Origin of the sequence: Pseudomonas trivialis (assembly GCF_001439805.1) — a bacterium.
In the GTDB taxonomy this organism is placed as follows: Bacteria; Pseudomonadota; Gammaproteobacteria; order Pseudomonadales; family Pseudomonadaceae; genus Aquipseudomonas; species Aquipseudomonas trivialis.
This window is the reverse complement of record NZ_JYLK01000004.1, coordinates 211,058-228,703: the sequence shown is the minus strand read 5'-3', so window position 1 is coordinate 228,703 and position 17,646 is coordinate 211,058. Positions and strand designations below refer to the sequence as shown.

Annotated in this window: 16 protein-coding genes; all 16 read right to left on the bottom strand. The window is 61.7% G+C overall.

Annotated features, from left to right (window positions below):
* Position 1: 1 nt before the first annotated feature.
* Positions 2–505 (bottom strand): NADH-quinone oxidoreductase subunit J, encoded by a 504-nt coding sequence (gene nuoJ / locus TU79_RS08235; RefSeq protein ID WP_016974946.1) that lies wholly within the window; start codon positions 503–505, stop codon positions 2–4.
* A gap of 9 nt (positions 506–514) precedes the next feature.
* Positions 515–1,063, bottom strand: coding sequence for an NADH-quinone oxidoreductase subunit NuoI (gene nuoI / locus TU79_RS08230; protein WP_003174725.1), 549 nt, complete (start codon positions 1,061–1,063; stop codon positions 515–517).
* An 11-nt stretch (positions 1,064–1,074) separates the two neighbouring features.
* Positions 1,075–2,082 carry an NADH-quinone oxidoreductase subunit NuoH gene (nuoH, locus tag TU79_RS08225; protein WP_057007524.1) on the bottom strand — a complete coding sequence of 336 codons (1,008 nt, stop codon included), beginning with the start codon at positions 2,080–2,082 and terminating at the stop codon, positions 1,075–1,077.
* Positions 2,079–4,793 (bottom strand): NADH-quinone oxidoreductase subunit NuoG, encoded by a 2,715-nt coding sequence (nuoG, locus tag TU79_RS08220; RefSeq protein WP_057007523.1) that lies wholly within the window; start codon positions 4,791–4,793, stop codon positions 2,079–2,081. Before nuoG ends, nuoH begins: the two co-directional genes overlap by 4 nt.
* A gap of 135 nt (positions 4,794–4,928) precedes the next feature.
* A complete protein-coding gene (gene nuoF, locus TU79_RS08215) occupies positions 4,929–6,287 on the bottom strand; it encodes an NADH-quinone oxidoreductase subunit NuoF (protein WP_003232078.1) in 1,359 nt (452 codons plus the stop codon).
* Positions 6,284–6,781 carry an NADH-quinone oxidoreductase subunit NuoE gene (nuoE, locus tag TU79_RS08210; protein ID WP_057007522.1) on the bottom strand — a complete coding sequence of 166 codons (498 nt, stop codon included), beginning with the start codon at positions 6,779–6,781 and terminating at the stop codon, positions 6,284–6,286. Before nuoE ends, nuoF begins: the two co-directional genes overlap by 4 nt.
* 2 nt (positions 6,782–6,783) lie before the next feature.
* Complete coding sequence (nuoC, locus tag TU79_RS08205; protein WP_057007521.1) at positions 6,784–8,568, bottom strand: NADH-quinone oxidoreductase subunit C/D; 1,785 nt, start codon at positions 8,566–8,568, stop codon at positions 6,784–6,786.
* Between the two features lie 71 nt (positions 8,569–8,639).
* Positions 8,640–9,314, bottom strand: a complete 675-nt coding sequence (locus TU79_RS08200; protein ID WP_012724951.1) for a NuoB/complex I 20 kDa subunit family protein — start codon at positions 9,312–9,314, stop codon at positions 8,640–8,642.
* A 10-nt stretch (positions 9,315–9,324) separates the two neighbouring features.
* On the bottom strand, positions 9,325–9,738 hold the full coding sequence (locus tag TU79_RS08195; RefSeq protein WP_015372409.1) for an NADH-quinone oxidoreductase subunit A: 414 nt from the start codon (positions 9,736–9,738) through the stop codon (positions 9,325–9,327).
* Between the two features lie 537 nt (positions 9,739–10,275).
* Entirely contained in the window at positions 10,276–11,601 is a 1,326-nt protein-coding gene (aceA, locus tag TU79_RS08190; protein ID WP_003232086.1) for an isocitrate lyase, read from the bottom strand.
* Positions 11,602–11,780: 179 nt separating this feature from the next.
* Complete coding sequence (locus tag TU79_RS08185) at positions 11,781–12,506, bottom strand: secretin N-terminal domain-containing protein (protein ID WP_057007520.1); 726 nt, start codon at positions 12,504–12,506, stop codon at positions 11,781–11,783.
* Between the two features lie 221 nt (positions 12,507–12,727).
* On the bottom strand, positions 12,728–13,150 hold the full coding sequence (locus TU79_RS08180; RefSeq protein WP_057007519.1) for a GNAT family N-acetyltransferase: 423 nt from the start codon (positions 13,148–13,150) through the stop codon (positions 12,728–12,730).
* The gene (locus TU79_RS08175) at positions 13,143–14,309 is read right to left on the bottom strand and encodes a ribosomal protein uL16 3-hydroxylase (RefSeq protein ID WP_057007518.1); all 1,167 of its coding nucleotides are present in this window, start codon (positions 14,307–14,309) and stop codon (positions 13,143–13,145) included. Before TU79_RS08175 ends, TU79_RS08180 begins: the two co-directional genes overlap by 8 nt.
* Positions 14,310–14,392: 83 nt before the next feature.
* The gene (purB, locus tag TU79_RS08170) at positions 14,393–15,763 is read right to left on the bottom strand and encodes an adenylosuccinate lyase (protein ID WP_057007517.1); all 1,371 of its coding nucleotides are present in this window, start codon (positions 15,761–15,763) and stop codon (positions 14,393–14,395) included.
* 126 nt (positions 15,764–15,889) lie between these two features.
* Positions 15,890–16,513 carry a high frequency lysogenization protein HflD gene (gene hflD, locus TU79_RS08165; protein ID WP_057007516.1) on the bottom strand — a complete coding sequence of 208 codons (624 nt, stop codon included), beginning with the start codon at positions 16,511–16,513 and terminating at the stop codon, positions 15,890–15,892.
* Positions 16,510–17,634, bottom strand: a complete 1,125-nt coding sequence (mnmA, locus tag TU79_RS08160; protein ID WP_057007515.1) for a tRNA 2-thiouridine(34) synthase MnmA — start codon at positions 17,632–17,634, stop codon at positions 16,510–16,512. Before mnmA ends, hflD begins: the two co-directional genes overlap by 4 nt.
* Positions 17,635–17,646: the final 12 nt, after the last annotated feature.

The window sequence follows — 17,646 nt, the reverse complement described above, 5'->3', positions numbered from 1 at the left end:
GTCATTGCTCCTTGGCTTCGTTGCGGCCCAAGTGGAAGGCCGTGATGGCTGCGGCGAGCAGCAGCATCGAAGCCAGTTCGACCACCAGCAGGTACGGGCCGAACAGGCTGATGCCCACGGCCTTGGCGTCTACGGTGGTGTGGCCGATGGCCTGGCCGCTCTGGTGAGCGAACAGCACATACAGCAGTTCACCCAGCAGCAGGGCTGCGAGGATCACCGGGCCGAGCCAGATGCCGGGCTTGAGCCAGACGCGTTCCTGGGCGACCGAGGCCGGCCCCAGGTTGAGCATCATCACCACAAACACGAACAGCACCATGATGGCGCCAGCGTAGGCGATCACTTCCAGCACACCGGCAAACGGCGCGCCGAGGGCGAAGAAGGTCATGGCCACGGCGATCAGCGAAATGATCAGGTAGAGCAGGGCGTGCACAGGGTTGGTGTTGGTGATCACGCGAAGCGTGGACACCACTGCGATACCCGATGCGAAATAGAAAGCGAATTCCATCTTTCTTCCTTAAGGCAGCAAGCTCTTCACGTTGATCGGTTCGGCTTCGTTTTGTGCGGCGCCCTTGGGCTTACCGGCAACGGCCATACCTGCAACACGATAGAAGTTGTAATCAGGGTTTTTACCGGGACCAGAGATCAGCAGATCTTCTTTCTCGTACACCAGGTCCTGACGTTTGAACTCGGCCATCTCGAAATCCGGCGTGAGCTGAATCGCGGTGGTCGGGCAAGCTTCCTCGCAGAGGCCGCAGAAAATGCAGCGCGAGAAGTTGATGCGGAAGAAGTCCGGGTACCAGCGACCGTCTTCGGTTTCAGCTTTCTGCAGGGAGATGCAACCCACCGGGCACGCCACGGCGCACAGGTTGCAGGCTACGCAACGCTCTTCGCCATCGGGGTCGCGGGTGAGCACGATGCGGCCGCGATAGCGCGGCGGCAGGTACACCGCTTCTTCCGGGTATTGCAGGGTGTCGCGTTTGCGAAAGCCGTGACCGAACACCATCACCAGGCTTCGCAACTGGGTACCGGTACCCTTAACGATGTCGCCAATATATTTGAACATGGGTCAAATCCTCACTGAACCGCGGCCGCTGGCGTGTTCAACAACACAACGGCAGCAGTCACCAGCAAATTGATCAGGGTCAGTGGCAGGCAGAAGCGCCAGCTGAAATCCATCACCTGGTCGTACCGTGGACGCGGAATGGAAGCGCGCAGCAGGATAAACAACATGATGAAGAACGCGGTCTTGAGGGAGAACCAGAAGAACGCCAACTGCGGCAGGATGCCGAACGGACCGTGCCAGCCGCCGAAGAACAGCGTCACCAGCAGGGCCGAGATCAGGATGATGCCGATGTACTCACCGACGAAGAACATGCCCCACTTCATGCCGGCATATTCAATGTGGTAACCGTCGGCCAGTTCCTGTTCCGCTTCCGGCTGGTCGAAGGGGTGACGGTGAGTCACGGCCACGCCAGCAATGAAAAAGGTACAGAAGCCGAAGAACTGCGGAATGATGAACCACAGGTTCTGCGCCTGGTACTCGACGATGTCGCGCATGTTGAACGAGCCGACCTGCACCACGATGCCCATCAGCGCCAGGCCCATGAACACTTCGTAGGACACGGTCTGTGCCGAGGCGCGCAAGCTGCCCAGCAGGGCGAACTTGTTGTTGCTCGACCAACCGGCGAACAGCACCGCATACACCGACAGACCGGCCATGGCGAAGAAGAACAGCAGGCCGATGTTCAGGTCCGCCACGCCCCAGGTCGGGGTGATCGGGATGACCGCGAAGGCGATCAGCAAGGCGCTCATGGCCACCACCGGTGCCAGGGTGAAAATCACCTTGTCGGCGAACGGCGGAGTCCAGTCTTCCTTGAAGAACATCTTCAGCATGTCGGCAGCGATCTGGAACATGCCGAACGGACCAACGCGGTTCGGACCGTAACGGTCCTGCCACCAGCCCAGCAGACGACGTTCGACGAAGCTGAGCAGGGCGCCCGCGACGACCACGGCCAACAGGATCACGATGGCCTTGACGACCGAGATGATCACGTCGATCACTTCAGGGGTGAACCAGGTCATTGCGCTGCCTCCTGCAGACCGTCAACGGTTTTGCCGAAAATGGCCGGCGGGATGCCCGCCAGGCCTTTAGGCAATGCAACCAGGCCGGCACCCAACTCATCGTTGATGCGCAGCGGCAGACACAGGGTCTGGCCGGCCACGTTCAGGCTGAGCAGGGCACCGTCATTGACGCCCAGGCGATCGGCTTCGGACTTGGCCAGCGACACGTAGGCGTCTGGAATGCGCTCTTGCACCGGAGCGGCCTTGGAAGAGTTTTCTTCACTGCCGAACAGGTGGAAAAACGGCACAACCTGCCAGGTGCCCGGCGCCGGGTTGAACGGACGCGGTACGGCGGCGAACCAGTTCAGCGAATCACCCGTGCTTTCGATCAGGCGGGTGCCCGGGTCGCCCGCGCGGATATGACCACCCACTTCGTCCTGGAACTTGTTCCAGGCCTGTGGCGAGTTCCAGCCCGGCGACCAGGCAAACGGCACCTGCTGACGCGGTTCGGCCGAACCCGAGTAGCCTTCCATGGAGAAGGCGAACGCGGTGTCGTGATCTTGCGGGGTGCGCGGTTCGTGCACGCTGATGTCGGCGCGCATGGCGGTACGACCGGAGTAACGCAGCGGTTCGCGGGCCAGTTTCATGCCCTTGATGCGGAACGCGGCGGACGGTGCGGCATCGACAATCCGCGCAAGCTGCGACGCGCTGGCGGCGGTGGCGGCGGTGACGTGATCGAGCTGGGTCCAGTCGATCGGCTGGTTCAGCAGGGTCGCGCGCAGGGCATGCAGCCAGCGCCAGCCTTCGTGAACCAGGATGCTGGCGTCCATGTACTTCGGATCGAACACCTGGAAGAAGCGCTGGGCGCGGCCTTCCTGGCTGACCAGCGTACCGTCGCCTTCGGCGAAGGTGGCGGCCGGCAGTACCAGATGGGCGCGTTCGCTGGTGGCGGTCTGCTGGTGGTCGGCGACGATCAGCACCTTGGCGGCGTTGAGCGCGGCGTCAACTTTGGCAGCGTCGGTGCGGGTGTACAGGTCGTTTTCCAGCACCACGATGGCGTCGGCGTTGCCGTCGATCACCGCTTGCAGGCCGGCGTCCAGGGACTCGCCACCGAGCATGGCCAGGCCAAGGCTGTTGGCTTCCGGCACTACCAGGCTGATGGAGCCGTTCTTGTCGCGCAGCTTCAAGGCCTTGGCGATGTTGGCAGCGGCCTCGATCAGCGCCCTGGAACCCAGCGAGGTGCCGGCAATGATCAACGGACGCTTGGCCGCCAGCAGGGCGTCGGCGATACGCTGGGCCAGCTCAAGGGCTTCAGTGTCCAGGCCTTCGACGGCCGGTGCGCTGGCGTCGAGGGCGTGGGCCACGGCGAAACCGATGCGGGCCAGATCGTCCGGTGCTGCGTGCACGCATTCTTCGGCGATGTCGTCGAGCTTGGTTTCAGCCAGGGAGGCGATAAAAAGCGGGTTCAGCGCGTGCTGGCCGATGTTTTTCACGGCGGCGTCGAGCCACGGCTGCACGCGCATGGCGTCGGCCATGTCTTCGGCCTTGCCCTTGACCGACTGGCGCAGGGACAGGGCCACGCGCGCTGCGGTCTGGGTCAGGTCTTCACCGAGCACGAAGATCGCATCGTGGTCTTCGATGTCGCGCATGTTCGGCACTGGCAGCGGGCTGTCGTTGAGCACTTGCAGGACCAGACGGATGCGCTCCAGCTCGCCGGCTTCGATACCGCTGTAGAAGTGCTCGGCGCCAACCAGCTCGCGCAGCGCGAAGTTGCTTTCGAGGCTGGCGCGTGGCGAACCGATACCGACAATGTTGCGGCCGCGCAGCAGGTCGGCGGCTTTATCCAGCGCGCTGTCCAGGCTCAGCTGGGTGCCATCGGCCAGCAATGGCTGGCGCGGGCGATCCTTGCGGTTGACATAGCCGTAGCCAAAACGGCCACGGTCGCAGAGGAAGTACTGGTTGACCGAACCGTTGAAGCGGTTTTCGATGCGACGCAGTTCACCGTAGCGCTCGCCCGGGGAAATGTTGCAACCGCTGGAGCAGCCATGGCAGATGCTCGGCGCGAATTGCATGTCCCACTTGCGGTTGTAGCGCTCGGAGTGGGTCTTGTCGGTGAACACACCGGTCGGGCAGACCTCGGTGAGGTTGCCGGAGAACTCGCTTTCCAGAACGCCGTCTTCAACGCGACCGAAGTACACGTTGTCGTGGGCGCCGAATACGCCCAGGTCGGTGCCGCCGGCGTAGTCCTTATAGAAACGCACGCAGCGATAGCAGGCGATGCAGCGGTTCATTTCGTGGGAGATGAACGGGCCCAGTTGCTGGTTCTGGTGGGTGCGCTTGGTGAAGCGATAACGGCGCTCGTTGTGGCCGGTCATCACTGTCATGTCTTGCAGGTGGCAGTGACCGCCTTCCTCACAGACCGGGCAGTCGTGGGGGTGGTTGGTCATCAGCCATTCGACGACACTGGCGCGGAACGCCTTGGATTCTTCATCTTCGATGGAGATCCAGGTGTTGTCGGTGGCTGGGGTCATGCACGACATGACGATACGACCACGGGTGTCGTTTTCGTCGGTGTACTGCTTGACCGCGCACTGGCGACAGGCACCGACGCTACCGAGCGCGGGGTGCCAGCAGAAATACGGGATGTCGAGGCCGAGTGACAGACATGCCTGTAACAGGTTGTCCGCCCCATCGACTTCGAGCGCTTTGCCGTCTACGTGGATAGTGGCCATGGTTCAAAGTTCTTCGTTGGCCCGTTGTCAGCGGGCGTGGCTAATGGAATCTTGTTATTCAGGTGCATCTACACAGCCATCAAGGCGTCAGCACATGAGAAAGCGAGGGGCACGGGCCCTTCGCCTTTTAAAGCGTTACGCGCCGACCATGGTCGGCGATACCACCTGAGTCAGCTCGCCCGCGCGGGTTGGCGCGATGCCGGCCTCGAATTCAGGGCGGAAGTATTTGATTGCGCTGCCCAATGGCTCCACGGCGCCCGGTGCGTGAGCACAGAAGGTCTTGCCTGGGCCGAGGAAGCCGACCAGGCCGAGCAGGGTTTCGATATCCCCCTCGCGGCCTTCGCCGTTTTCCAGGGCCATCAGCAGCTTCACGCTCCACGGCAGACCGTCGCGGCATGGGGTGCAGAAACCGCACGATTCACGCGCGAAGAACTGCTCCATGTTGCGCAGCAACGAAACCATGTTCACGGTGTTGTCCACCGCCATCGCCAGGCCGGTACCCATCCGGGTGCCGACTTTGCCGATACCGCCGGCATACATTTGTGCGTCGAGGTGTTCAGGAAGCAGGAAGCCGGTACCGGCGCCGCCAGGCTGCCAGGCTTTCAAGGTGTAGCCGTCGCGCATGCCGCCGGCGTAGTCCTCGAACAGCTCGCGTGCGGTGACGCCGAACGGCAGCTCCCACAGGCCAGGGTTCTTGACCTTGCCGGAGAAGCCCATGAGCTTGGTGCCCATGTCTTCACTGCCTTCGCGGGCCAACGATTTGTACCAGTCGACGCCGTCGGCAATGATCGCCGGCACGTTGCACAGGGTTTCGACGTTGTTCACGCAGGTCGGCTTGCCCCACACGCCCACGGCGGCAGGGAAGGGCGGCTTGGAGCGCGGGTTGGCGCGGCGGCCTTCGAGGGAGTTGATCAGTGCGGTTTCTTCACCGCAGATATAACGCCCGGCGCCGGTGTGCACGAACAGTTCGAAGTCAAAACCGGAACCGAGGATGTTCTTGCCCAGCAGGCCTGCTGCCTTGGCTTCTGCCACGGCGCGGTTGAGGTGCTTGGCGGCGGTGGTGTATTCGCCACGCAGGAAGATGTAGCCACGGTAGGTCTTGAGCGCGCGTGCGCTGATCAGCATGCCTTCGATCAGCAGATGGGGCAGTTGCTCCATCAGCATGCGGTCTTTCCAGGTGTTCGGCTCCATTTCATCCGCGTTGCACAACAGGTAACGGATGTTGATGGATTCGTCCTTGGGCATCAGGCCCCACTTCACGCCCGTGGGGAAGCCCGCGCCGCCGCGCCCCTTGAGGCCGGCGTCTTTCACGGTCTGGACGATGTCGTCCTGGGCCATGTCGGCGAAGGCCTTGCGTGCAGCGGCGTAGCCGTTCTTGGTCTGGTACTCGTCGAGCCAGACCGGCTCGCCGTCGTCACGCAGGCGCCAGGTGAGCGGGTGGGTCTCGGCCGAACGCTTGATCAGGTTGGCCGGGCCGAAAGAGGTCAGGGTCATGGGTAGCCCTCGAGCAATTGGGTCACGCCAGCAGGCTGTACGTCACCGAACGTGTCGTCGTCGATCATCAACGCCGGCGCCTTGTCGCAGTTGCCCAGGCAGCACACCGGGAGCAGCGTGAAGCGGCCGTCTGCGGTGGTCTGGCCGAGGCCGATGCCCAGTGTGGCCTGGATTTCGCTGACCACCGATTCGTGGCCACCGATGTAGCAGACCATGCTGTCGCACACGCGAATGATGTGGCGACCCACCGGCTGGCGGAAGATCTGGCTGTAGAACGTGGCCACGCCTTCAACGTCGCTGGCCGGGATGCCGAGGATTTCGCCGATGGCGTAGAGGGCGCCGTCCGGCACCCAGCCACGTTCCTTCTGCACGATCTTGAGGGCTTCGATCGACGCCGCGCGCGGGTCTTCGTAGTGATGCAGCTCGTGCTCGATGGCCGAGCGCTCGGTTTCACTCAAGGTGAAACGGTCTGTCTGGATAAGCGTGCTGTTCATGCTTAGCGGTCCACGTCGGCCATAACGAAATCGATACTACCCAGGTACGCAATCAAGTCCGCGACCATCTCGCCTTTGATCACCGAAGGGATCTGCTGCAAGTGCGGGAAGCTTGGAGTACGAATCCGGGTGCGGTAGCTCATGGTGCCGCCATCGCTCGTCAGGTAATAACTGTTGATACCCTTGGTCGCTTCGATCATCTGGAAGGATTCGTTGGCCGGCATCACCGGGCCCCACGAAACCTGCAGGAAGTGCGTGATCAGGGTTTCGATGTGCTGCAGCGTGCGCTCTTTGGGCGGCGGCGTCGTCAGCGGGTGATCCGCCTTGTATGGGCCGGCCGGCATGTTGCGCATGCACTGTTCGATGATCTTGAGGCTCTGGCGCATTTCTTCGACGCGCACGATGCAGCGGTCGTAGGCATCGCCATTGGCGGCCAGCGGCACTTCAAACTCGAAGTTCTCGTAGCCCGAATACGGGCGCGCCTTGCGCAAGTCGAAATCGCAGCCGGTGGAACGCAGGCCGGCACCGGTGACGCCCCATTCCAGGGCTTCCTTGGTGTTGTACTGCGCAACGCCGATAGTGCGGCCCTTGAGGATGCTGTTGTCCAGCGCGGCCTTTTGGTACTCGTCCAGACGCTTGGGCATCCAGTCGATGAATTCCTTGACCAGACGCTCCCAGCCGTTGGGCAGGTCATGCGCCACGCCGCCGATGCGGTACCAGGCCGGGTGCAGGCGGAAACCGGTGACGGCTTCGATGACCTTGTAGGCGCGTTGACGGTCGGTGAAGGTAAAGAACACCGGGGTCATGGCGCCCACGTCCTGGATGTAAGTACCCAGGAACAGCAGGTGGCTGGTGATGCGGAAGAACTCGGCCATCATGATGCGGATGGTGTCGACGCGGTCCGGCACCTTGATACCGGCGAGCTTCTCGACCGAGAGCACGTACGGCAGGTTGTTCATCACGCCGCCGAGGTAGTCGATACGGTCGGTGTACGGAATGAAGCTGTGCCAGGACTGACGCTCGGCCATCTTTTCGGCACCACGGTGGTGGTAGCCGATGTCGGGCACGCAGTCGACGATTTCTTCGCCGTCCAGTTGCAGGATGATGCGGAAGGCACCGTGAGCCGAAGGGTGGTTCGGGCCCAGGTTGAGGAACATGTAGTCCTCGTTGGTGCCGGAGCGTTTCATGCCCCAGTCTTCCGGGCGGAAGCGCGCGGCTTCTTCTTCGAGCTGTTGCTTGGCCAGGGTCAGGCTGAACGGGTCGAATTCGGTGGCGCGCGCAGGGTAGTCCTTGCGCAGCGGGTGACCTTCCCACGTCGGCGGCATCATGATGCGCGTGAGGTGCGGGTGGCCCGGGAAGTCGATACCGAACATGTCCCAGACTTCGCGCTCGTACCAGCTTGCGTTGGGCCAGATACCGGTGACGGTCGGCACGCTCAGGTCGCCTTCGCTGAGGGCAACCTTGATCATCACGTCGCTGTTACGTTCGATCGACAGCAGGTGATAGAACACGGTGAAGTCGGCACCGCTCGGCAAGCCCTGGCGCTTGGTGCGCAGACGCTCGTCCACGCCATGCAGGTCATAGAGCATGACGTACGGCTTGGGCAGGTTGCGCAGGAAGCTCAGGACTTCGACGAGCCTGGCTCGCGCCACCCACAGCACGGGCATGCCGGTGCGTGTGGCCTGGGCGGTGAAGGCGTCAGGGCCAAAACGGTTATTGAGTTCGACGACCACATCCTGGTCGTCTGCCTTGTAAGGCGGGATATACAGAGCACTGCCTGTAGTCATGGTTTTTTATCGCTTTCGGTCAACGTAAAGAATGAGGCCAGGTGTTCGTTCTATAAAAGAAGCGGGCTGGATCAGACTTCGTCGGGGCTGCGCAGGTTGGTCACTGCGATTCGCTGTTCGCGGCGCTGTTCCTTTTGTGACGGCATCTCGGCGCGGTACACGCCTTGATCACCGACGACCCAGGAAAGCGGGCGACGCTCCTTGCCAATCGATTCCTGCAGCAGCATCAAGCCTTGCAGAAAAGCTTCAGGGCGGGGCGGGCAGCCAGGCACGTAGACGTCCACGGGCAGGAACTTGTCCACCCCCTGAACCACGGAGTAGATGTCGTACATGCCACCGGAGTTGGCGCACGAACCCATGGAGATAACCCACTTGGGCTCGAGCATTTGCTCGTAGAGGCGCTGAATGATCGGCGCCATCTTGATAAAGCAGGTACCGGCGATAACCATGAAGTCCGCCTGGCGCGGCGATGCCCGGATCACTTCGGCGCCAAAGCGCGCGATGTCGTGGGGCGCCGTGAAGGCGGTGGTCATTTCCACGTAGCAGCACGAAAGGCCGAAGTTGTACGGCCACAGGGAGTTTTTACGCCCCCAGTTGACCGCACCGCTCAGCACGTCTTCGAGCTTGCCCATGTAGATATTTTTGTGGACTTGATCTTCTAACGGATCGGAGACGGTTTCCCGTTCGCCGATGGGGTACTGATCGTTAGGAGCATCCGGGTCGATCCTGGTGAGATTGTATTGCATCGCCAAAGCCTCATTGTTTCAGCTTCGCTTGCCGCTTGCGACGAGCTTCCGGAGCCCAGTCAAGGGCGCCCACTCGGAACAGGTAGACAAGGCCTGCCAACAGAATTGCTATGAAAACGAGAGCTTCGACGAATCCGGTCCAGCCGCTTTCGCGGACGGACACAGACCAGGCAAAGAGAAAAAGGGCTTCGATATCGAAGATCACGAAGAGCATCGCGACCAGATAGAATTTGGCTGAGAGCCGCAAGCGGGCGCCACCTGTAGGCAGCATGCCGGACTCGAACGGTTCATTCTTGCTGCGCCCCCAGGCTTTTGACCCGAGGAGGCTGGAGACACCAAGCATGAAGGCGCAAAGCCCCACGACACCGAGGAGGAAAATGGCAAAGCCCCAGTTGTGGGCGATGAGTCCTGTCGCTTCGGTCATGCTGGAAATCCTTAACAGAGAGCAAAGGTCTCTGAGCTCGAAAAAGTAACGATGCAGTGACGATATGTCGCACTGCAATCAATCTCGGTGATTTTATGGCTAAACACCGGGCAAGTAAAATTCCTGCGGCGAAATTATTCGGTGGATAAAGCACATAGTGCACCTTTGTGGGGCTGTAGCCCTTGCTCTGCGGGCATTAGCGGGCTTTGAATCAATTACGCCCGGTTGACGCGACAACCAAGTTTTTATGCGCCAAATGATAATGACTATTGTTTGTGAGGGGTTTAAGGGAATGGTTCTCGTGTGGCGCGGGAAGTTGTTGTTACTTGGTTGAATGCTGTTAGTTGCTGGAACGGATTTTTTAACCGATCCGGTGTACGCAGATACCGCTCTGGATCAATGTTTTGCGCAAAACCTGCGCAATCGACACAGGATCCAGTGTGGGAGGGGGCTTGCTCCCTCCCACAGTTGAGCCCCACGCCGCACAGCAAAAAGCCCCGAACCAGTCGGGGCTTTTTGCTGTGCGGTGTTGTGGTCTTAGTGGAACTGCTCTTCTTCAGTCGAACCCTTCAGCGCAGTCACCGACGAAGTGCCGCCCTGGATCACGGTGGTCATGTCATCGAAGTAGCCGGTGCCCACTTCCTGCTGGTGCGCCACGAAGGTGTAGCCCTTGGAAGCGTCGGCGAACTCCTGCTCCTGCAGTTTCACGTAGGCGGTCATGTCGTTGCGGGCGTAGTCGTGCGCCAGGTTGAACATGCTGTGCCACATGTTGTGAATGCCGGCCAGGGTGATGAACTGATGCTTGTAGCCCATGGCCGACAGTTCGCGCTGAAACTTGGCGATGGTCGCGTCGTCCAGGTTCTTCTTCCAGTTGAAGGACGGCGAGCAGTTGTAGGACAGCAGCTGGTCCGGGTATTCCTTCTTGATCGCTTCAGCGAAGCGACGGGCCTCGTCCAGGTCCGGCTTGGCGGTTTCGCACCAGATCAGGTCGGCATACGGCGCGTAGGCCAGGCCGCGGGCGATGGCCTGGTCGAGGCCGGCGCGCACCTTGTAGAACCCTTCCTGAGTGCGTTCGCCGGTCACGAACGGCTGATCGTACGGGTCGCAATCGGACGTCAACAGGTCGGCGGCGTTGGCGTCGGTGCGGGCCAGGATGATGGTCGGGGTGCCGGCCACGTCGGCGGCCAGGCGCGCAGCGGTCAGCTTCTGTACCGCCTCCTGGGTCGGAACCAACACCTTGCCGCCCATGTGGCCGCATTTTTTCACCGAGGCCAACTGGTCTTCGAAGTGCACGCCGGCAGCGCCTGCCTCGATCATGCTTTTCATCAGTTCGTAGGCGTTGAGCACGCCGCCAAAACCGGCTTCGGCATCGGCCACGATGGGCGCGAAGTAGTCGATGTAGCCTTCGTCGCCCGGGCCTTTGCCGGCTTTCCACTGGATCTGGTCGGCACGGCGGAACGAGTTGTTGATGCGCTTGACCACGGTCGGCACCGAGTCCACCGGGTACAGCGACTGGTCGGGGTACATGGATTCGGCGGAATTGTTGTCCGCCGCCACTTGCCAGCCGGACAGGTAGATCGCCTGGATCCCGGCTTTTACCTGCTGCACGGCCTGGCCGCCGGTGAGGGCGCCCATGCAGTTGACGAAATCCTTGTCGGGGCGGAAGGACGGCTTGGCGCCCTGTGTGACCAGGTTCCACAGCTTCTCGGCGCCGAGTTTGGCAAAGGTGTGCTCAGGTTGGACCGAGCCGCGCAGGCGGACGACGTCAGCAGCCGAATAAGCGCGGGTCACGCCTTTCCAGCGTGGGTTTTCAGCCCAATCTTTTTCGAGGGCTGCAATTTGCTGTTCGCGTGTCAGTGCCATGGAGATAAACCTCGTCGTCGCGTCTTGTTAGGGTTCAAGGGCCCCTTGCCAGGGCCCTGGATTAGCGGGAGCGAGGCCATCATGCACAGCCTTTTTTGGGGCGTCAAACATTTTGTAGTGCTTTTTTAAAAGCACTACATATTTGCCTTGATGCGACTTGTCAGTCAGTTTTTGGTGCCTCAGTTCAGGCTGTCGACTTTGACCCGTACAGTCAGGTCATCGCGGCCCTGAGTAGAGTAGCTGCGGGTTGTAGAGGATTTGTCGGCTTGAGTCGCGCGGTTGATGCCGGCCAGGGAAATCCACTCGCCCAGGCGGCCGCTGACGGTTGTGTCGGTGCTTTGCACGTTCACTACATCGGGACGCTCCTGGCTCATGCGGTCACGGTTGGTACTGATCGCCAGGTGAACGGTCTCGCCGGTGACGCTGGCGGTGACATAGAAACCCTGGGTGACATTGCGGTACTGGGTCTGATTCTGCAGGCGACCGTAACTGTCCTGCTGAGTGCTGGTCAGCGGCACGCTCTGGCCCACCTGGATCAGTGCGGGCACGCCTTCGCTGGCCTGGATCTGCTGAATGCCGCCGTCACGGCTCTCGGTGCTGTAGCTGATCACCTGGCCGTTGGTTTGCTGGTTGTTTTCATTGGTGTCGACGGTGATCAGCAGGCGCCTGGCGGGTGTGTCCAGCTGCGCGAGCAGGGCGCGCAAACCCTCGATTTTATCCGGTTGCGCATTGACGATCAGCTGATTGCCATAGGCGCTGACGGTGCCGTCCTTGCCAATGAAGTTTTGCGCCACGGGCAGCAGGTCGGCGCTGGTGCGATTGCTCAGGTCGACCACGGCCGTGTCGGCCATGGCCGACACGCTCGTGGTCAGGAGGAGGGCGGTGAGCAGGGTGCGTAGGGACATGTCCGTGATCTCTGCGATTGGTTCAAGCTTGGATAGTGCCAGTTTGTCGGCCTGGCAGGGCGCAAGTTGAATATCAGGCAGCAAAATGCCCTGGCAAGGCAGGGCATTTTGTGGCGTTGCTGAAACAGCCATCGGGGGCAAGCCCCCTCCCACACTTGAAGATGTACTCGGTCAAAATGTGGGAGGGGGCTTGCCCCCGATAGCCGCGACGCGGTCCCGGATCAGTCCCCGCGCACCATATCCACATGCGGAATCCCGACTTCAAGAAACTCATCGCTGACGATCTTGAAGCCCAACCGCTCGTAAAACGGCGCCGCGTACACCTGCGCACTGAGGAACTGTCGGGTTTGCCCACGTTGCTCGGCCACGCCGATCACCGTTTCCATCAGCTTGTCGCCCACTTTCAGCCCGCGCCAGTCCTTGAGTACCGACACGCGGCCGATCTCGCCGCTGGGCAGCAGGCGCGCGGTGCCTATGGGAAAGTCGCCTTCAAACGCCAGAAAATGCATGGCGCCCGCGTCGTCCGCATCCCACTCCAGCTCGGGTGGAACCGATTGTTCAGCGACAAACACCGCTTCACGAATGCGTCGAATCTCGTCGATATCCTTTCGCCAGTCCGCGACACTTACGTGAATCCTATTCATCGGCGAACCCCAGGCTGCCCTGCTTTACAAGTTCGCACAGCAGGTCACGGCCGTCTTCGTCGGCCAGCCATGGGCCGAGGTTGTCGCTGTGCAGCGCATCGGCCGAGCACACCAGCTTCAGCAGCTCGCGCAGCTTGCCTGGCAGGTAGCGGCTCTGGCCACTGGCGAACAGCAGCACGTCGTCGTCGACTTCCGACCATGCCAGGCGCGCGCTCGGGTTGCGCACCAGGATCGCGCCGTCCTGCAGGCTGGCGATGAAGTCGTCTTCGCCCAGCTCTTCGCCGGCCACCAGTTCCGGGTAGCGCGGCTCGGTCATGAACTGGCCGAACCAGGTCAGCAGCATGCGCTCGTCGCTCATGTGCTCGGCCAGCAGGCTCTTGAGGCGGTCGAGGGCGTCGCTTTGGATCTGGTGTGGGTCGCTGACCGGCTGCGCATCGGCGTCGGTGTAGCGTTCTTCGTCGGTCAGGTACTGGCTGAGGAAGTCGGTGAAGTGGGTCAGCACTTCGGCGGCGCTCGGAGCGCGGAAGCCCACCGAGTAGGTCATGCAGTCGTCCTCGGCAATGCCGAAATGGGCCAGGCGCGGCGGCAGGTAGAGCATGTCGCCCGGCTCCAGCACCCATTCGGCGCTTTCTTCGAAGTCGGCGAGGATGCGCAGGTCGGCATGCTGCAGCAGTGGGCTCTCGGAGTTGCACATCTGGCCGATCTTCCAGTTGCGCTTGCCCTGGGCCTGCAGCAGGAACACGTCGTAGTTATCGAAGTGCGGGCCCACGCTGCCGCCCGGTGCGGCGAAGCTGATCATCACGTCGTCAATGCGCCAGCTCGGCAGGAAGCGGAACTGTTGCAGCAACTCGGCCACTTCCGGCACGAACTGGTCGACCGCCTGCACCAGCAGGGTCCACTCGCGTTCGGGCAGGGTACTGAAGGTATCTTCGGCAAACGGCCCGCGACGCAGTTCCCACGGACGCTCGCCATGCTCGATCACCAGGCGCGATTCGACTTCTTCTTCCAGCGCCAGGCCCGCCAGTTCGTCGGCGTCGATCGGGCTTTCGAAATCAGGGATGGCCTGACGGATCAGCAAGGGTTTCTTCTGCCAGTAGTCGCGCAGGAACTCCCGTGCCGTGATGCCGCCCAGGAGTTGAAGAGGGATATCAGGATTCATGTGTAACCTATTGAAAAAAAGCACTTTTAAGACTGAAATGAAAACGCCCGGCGCGGCCGGGCGTCTCAAGGGTCTTGCGATGGTCAGATGCGTTTGGCTTGCTCGACAGCGTTGCCGATGTAGTTGGCCGGCGTCAGCAATTTCAGCTCGGCCTTGGCCGCGGCTGGCATGTCCAGGCCGTCGATGAAAGTTTGCAGCGCTTCAGGGCTGATGCCCTTGCCGCGCGTCAATTCTTTCAGCTTTTCGTAGGGGTTTTCGATGTTGTAGCGGCGCATCACGGTCTGGATCGGCTCGGCCAGCACTTCCCAGCAGGCGTCCAGGTCAGCGGCGATCTTCTGCTCGTTGAGCTCAAGCTTGCTGATGCCTTTAAGGCTGGCTTCGTACGCGATCACGCTATGGGCAAAACCCACGCCGAGGTTGCGCAGTACGGTGGAGTCGGTCAGGTCGCGCTGCCAGCGGGAGATCGGCAACTTGCTGGCCAGGTGCTGGAACAGCGCGTTGGCGATGCCGAGGTTGCCTTCGGAGTTTTCGAAGTCGATCGGGTTGACCTTGTGCGGCATGGTCGACGAACCGATTTCGCCGGCAATGGTGCGCTGCTTGAAGTAGCCCAGGGAGATGTAGCCCCAAATATCGCGGTCGAAGTCGATCAGAATGGTGTTGAAGCGCGCAATGGCGTCGAACAGCTCGGCGATGTAGTCGTGGGGTTCGATCTGCGTGGTGTAGGGGTTGAAGCCCAGGCCCAGCTCGTCTTCGATAAAGGCGCGGGCGTTTTCTTCCCAGTCGATCTCGGGGTAGGCCGACAGGTGCGCGTTGTAGTTGCCCACGGCGCCGTTGATCTTGCCCAGCAGCGGCACGGCCGCCACCTGAGCGATCTGGCGCTCCAGGCGGTACACGACGTTGGCCAGCTCTTTACCCAGGGTGGTCGGCGACGCCGGCTGGCCGTGGGTGCGCGACAGCATCGGCACGGCGGCGAAACGCACGGCCAGCTCACGGATGGCCTCGGCAGTCTGGCGCATCAGTGGCAGCATCACGTCATCACGGCCTTCGCGCAGCATCAGGGCGTGGGACAGGTTGTTGATGTCCTCGCTGGTGCAGGCAAAGTGGATGAATTCGCTGACCTGGGCCAGTTCCGGCAGCTTGGCCGCCTGCTCCTTGAGCAGGTACTCGATGGCTTTGACGTCGTGGTTGGTGGTGCGCTCGATTTCTTTCACACGCTCGGCGTGCTCCAGGGCGAAGTTGTCCGCCAGGGTGTTGAGCACTGCGTTGGCTTCGGCGGAGAACGCCGGCACTTCGCTGATGCCAGGGTGAGCGGCGAGGCGCTGGAGCCAGCGCACTTCAACCAGCACGCGCGCACGGATCAGGCCGTACTCGCTGAAAATAGGGCGCAGGGCCTGGGTTTTGCCGGCGTAGCGGCCGTCAACAGGGGAAACCGCAGTGAGCGAAGAAAGCTGCATGGGGTGCTCTCGGACAGTCGGGCAACGAAATGGGGCGCGTATCATACATGAAAAGATCCGCCGGTCCGTTGCCAACTGACCGGCGTATTACGCGTAACGGCGTGAAAACACACCTGTTGCGGCGACTTATTCGTTGCGCATCAACGGGTAAAGCTCTTTGAGCAATTTGCGTCGGCTGATCACCAATTGCCAGCGATGGCCACCCAACTGGCGCCACAAGCGTGCCGAACGGATACCGGCCAGCAGCAGCGCGCGGATCTTCGAGGCGTTGTTCGGTTGCTGCAGGTTGCGCATGTCGCCGTGCACCTGGATGCGCTGGCGCAAGGTGCTCAGGGTGTCCTGGTACAGCGCGCCGCAGGCGGCAATCACGTTTTCGTGGGCCGGGCCGAAGTGTTCGACCTGGGACTGGATCTGCGGCAGGCGCTTGCCGATGGTGTCGAGCATTTCGTCGCGCTTGGCCAGTTGACGCTCCAGGCCGAGCATCGACAGGGCATAGCGCAACGGCTCGCGCTGCAGGGTGCTGGGGTCGCGCTCCAAGGCACCGATCAGTGCGCGGTAGCCTTCACGCAGCGCCAGATCGTCGCCACCGTAGACTTCCAGGGTGTCCTTGGGGTCACGGATCAGCAGGCTGCCGAGCATGCAGGTCAGGCCGGCTTCGGTGACCTGGCCGGTCCTGGCGATCTTGTCCACCAGCACCGCCGCGAGGAACACGCCGCCGAGCGCCGTCAATTGCTCCTGGGTCGGGCTCATGCCGGGTGGCTCCAGGCTTGCGCGACTTCAATCACGCCGCCGCCCAGGCAGATTTCGCCATCGTAAAACACCACGGACTGGCCTGGGGTGACCGCGCGTTGCGGGTCGTCGAAGGTGGCGCGGTAGCCGCTGGCGGTTTTTTCCAGGGTGCAGGGCTGGTCGCCCTGGCGATAACGCACCTTCGCGGTCAGGCGGCGCGGTGTGCTGAGGTCTATAGGGTTGACCCAGTAGATCTCGGAGGCGAGCAGTGCGCCGGAGAACAGCAGCGGGTGCTCGTTGCCCTGGCCGACGACCAGCACGTTGTGTTCCAGGTCCTTGACCAGCACGTACCACGGCTCTTCACCGGCGTCTTTCAAGCCGCCGATGCCCAGGCCCTGGCGCTGGCCGATGGTGTGGTACATCAGGCCGTGGTGGCGGCCGATGACTTCGCCTGAAGAGGTTTTGATCTCGCCCGGCTGCGCTGGCAGGTACTGCTTGAGAAAATCGCTGAAACGGCGCTCACCGATAAAGCAGATGCCCGTGGAATCCTTCTTCTTCGCGGTGGCCAGGCCGTGTTGCTCGGCGATCCTGCGCACTTCGGGTTTTTCCAGTTCGCCCACCGGGAACAGGGTCTTGGCGATCTGTTCGCCGCCGACGGCGTGCAGGAAGTAGCTCTGGTCCTTGTTCGGGTCCAGGCCCTTTAGCAATTCGGTGCGGCCGTCGATATCGCGGCGGCGCACGTAGTGCCCGGTGGCGATCAGGTCGGCGCCGAGCATCAGGGCGTAGTCGAGGAATGCCTTGAACTTGATTTCGCGGTTGCACAGGATGTCCGGGTTCGGCGTGCGGCCCGCCTTGTATTCGGCCAGGAAGTGCTCGAACACATTGTCCCAGTACTCGGCGGCGAAGTTGGCGGTGTGCAGCTTGATGCCGATCTTGTCGCACACGGCCTGCGCATCCGCCAGGTCGTCCATGGCGGTGCAGTATTCGGTTCCATCGTCTTCTTCCCAGTTCTTCATGAACAGGCCTTCCACCTCATAACCCTGCTCCATGAGCAGAACGGCGGAAACGGAAGAATCCACGCCGCCGGACATGCCGACGATGACGCGCTTCTTTTGTGTGTCAGAAGGGGCTGGATCACGCATAGGGTTTCAACG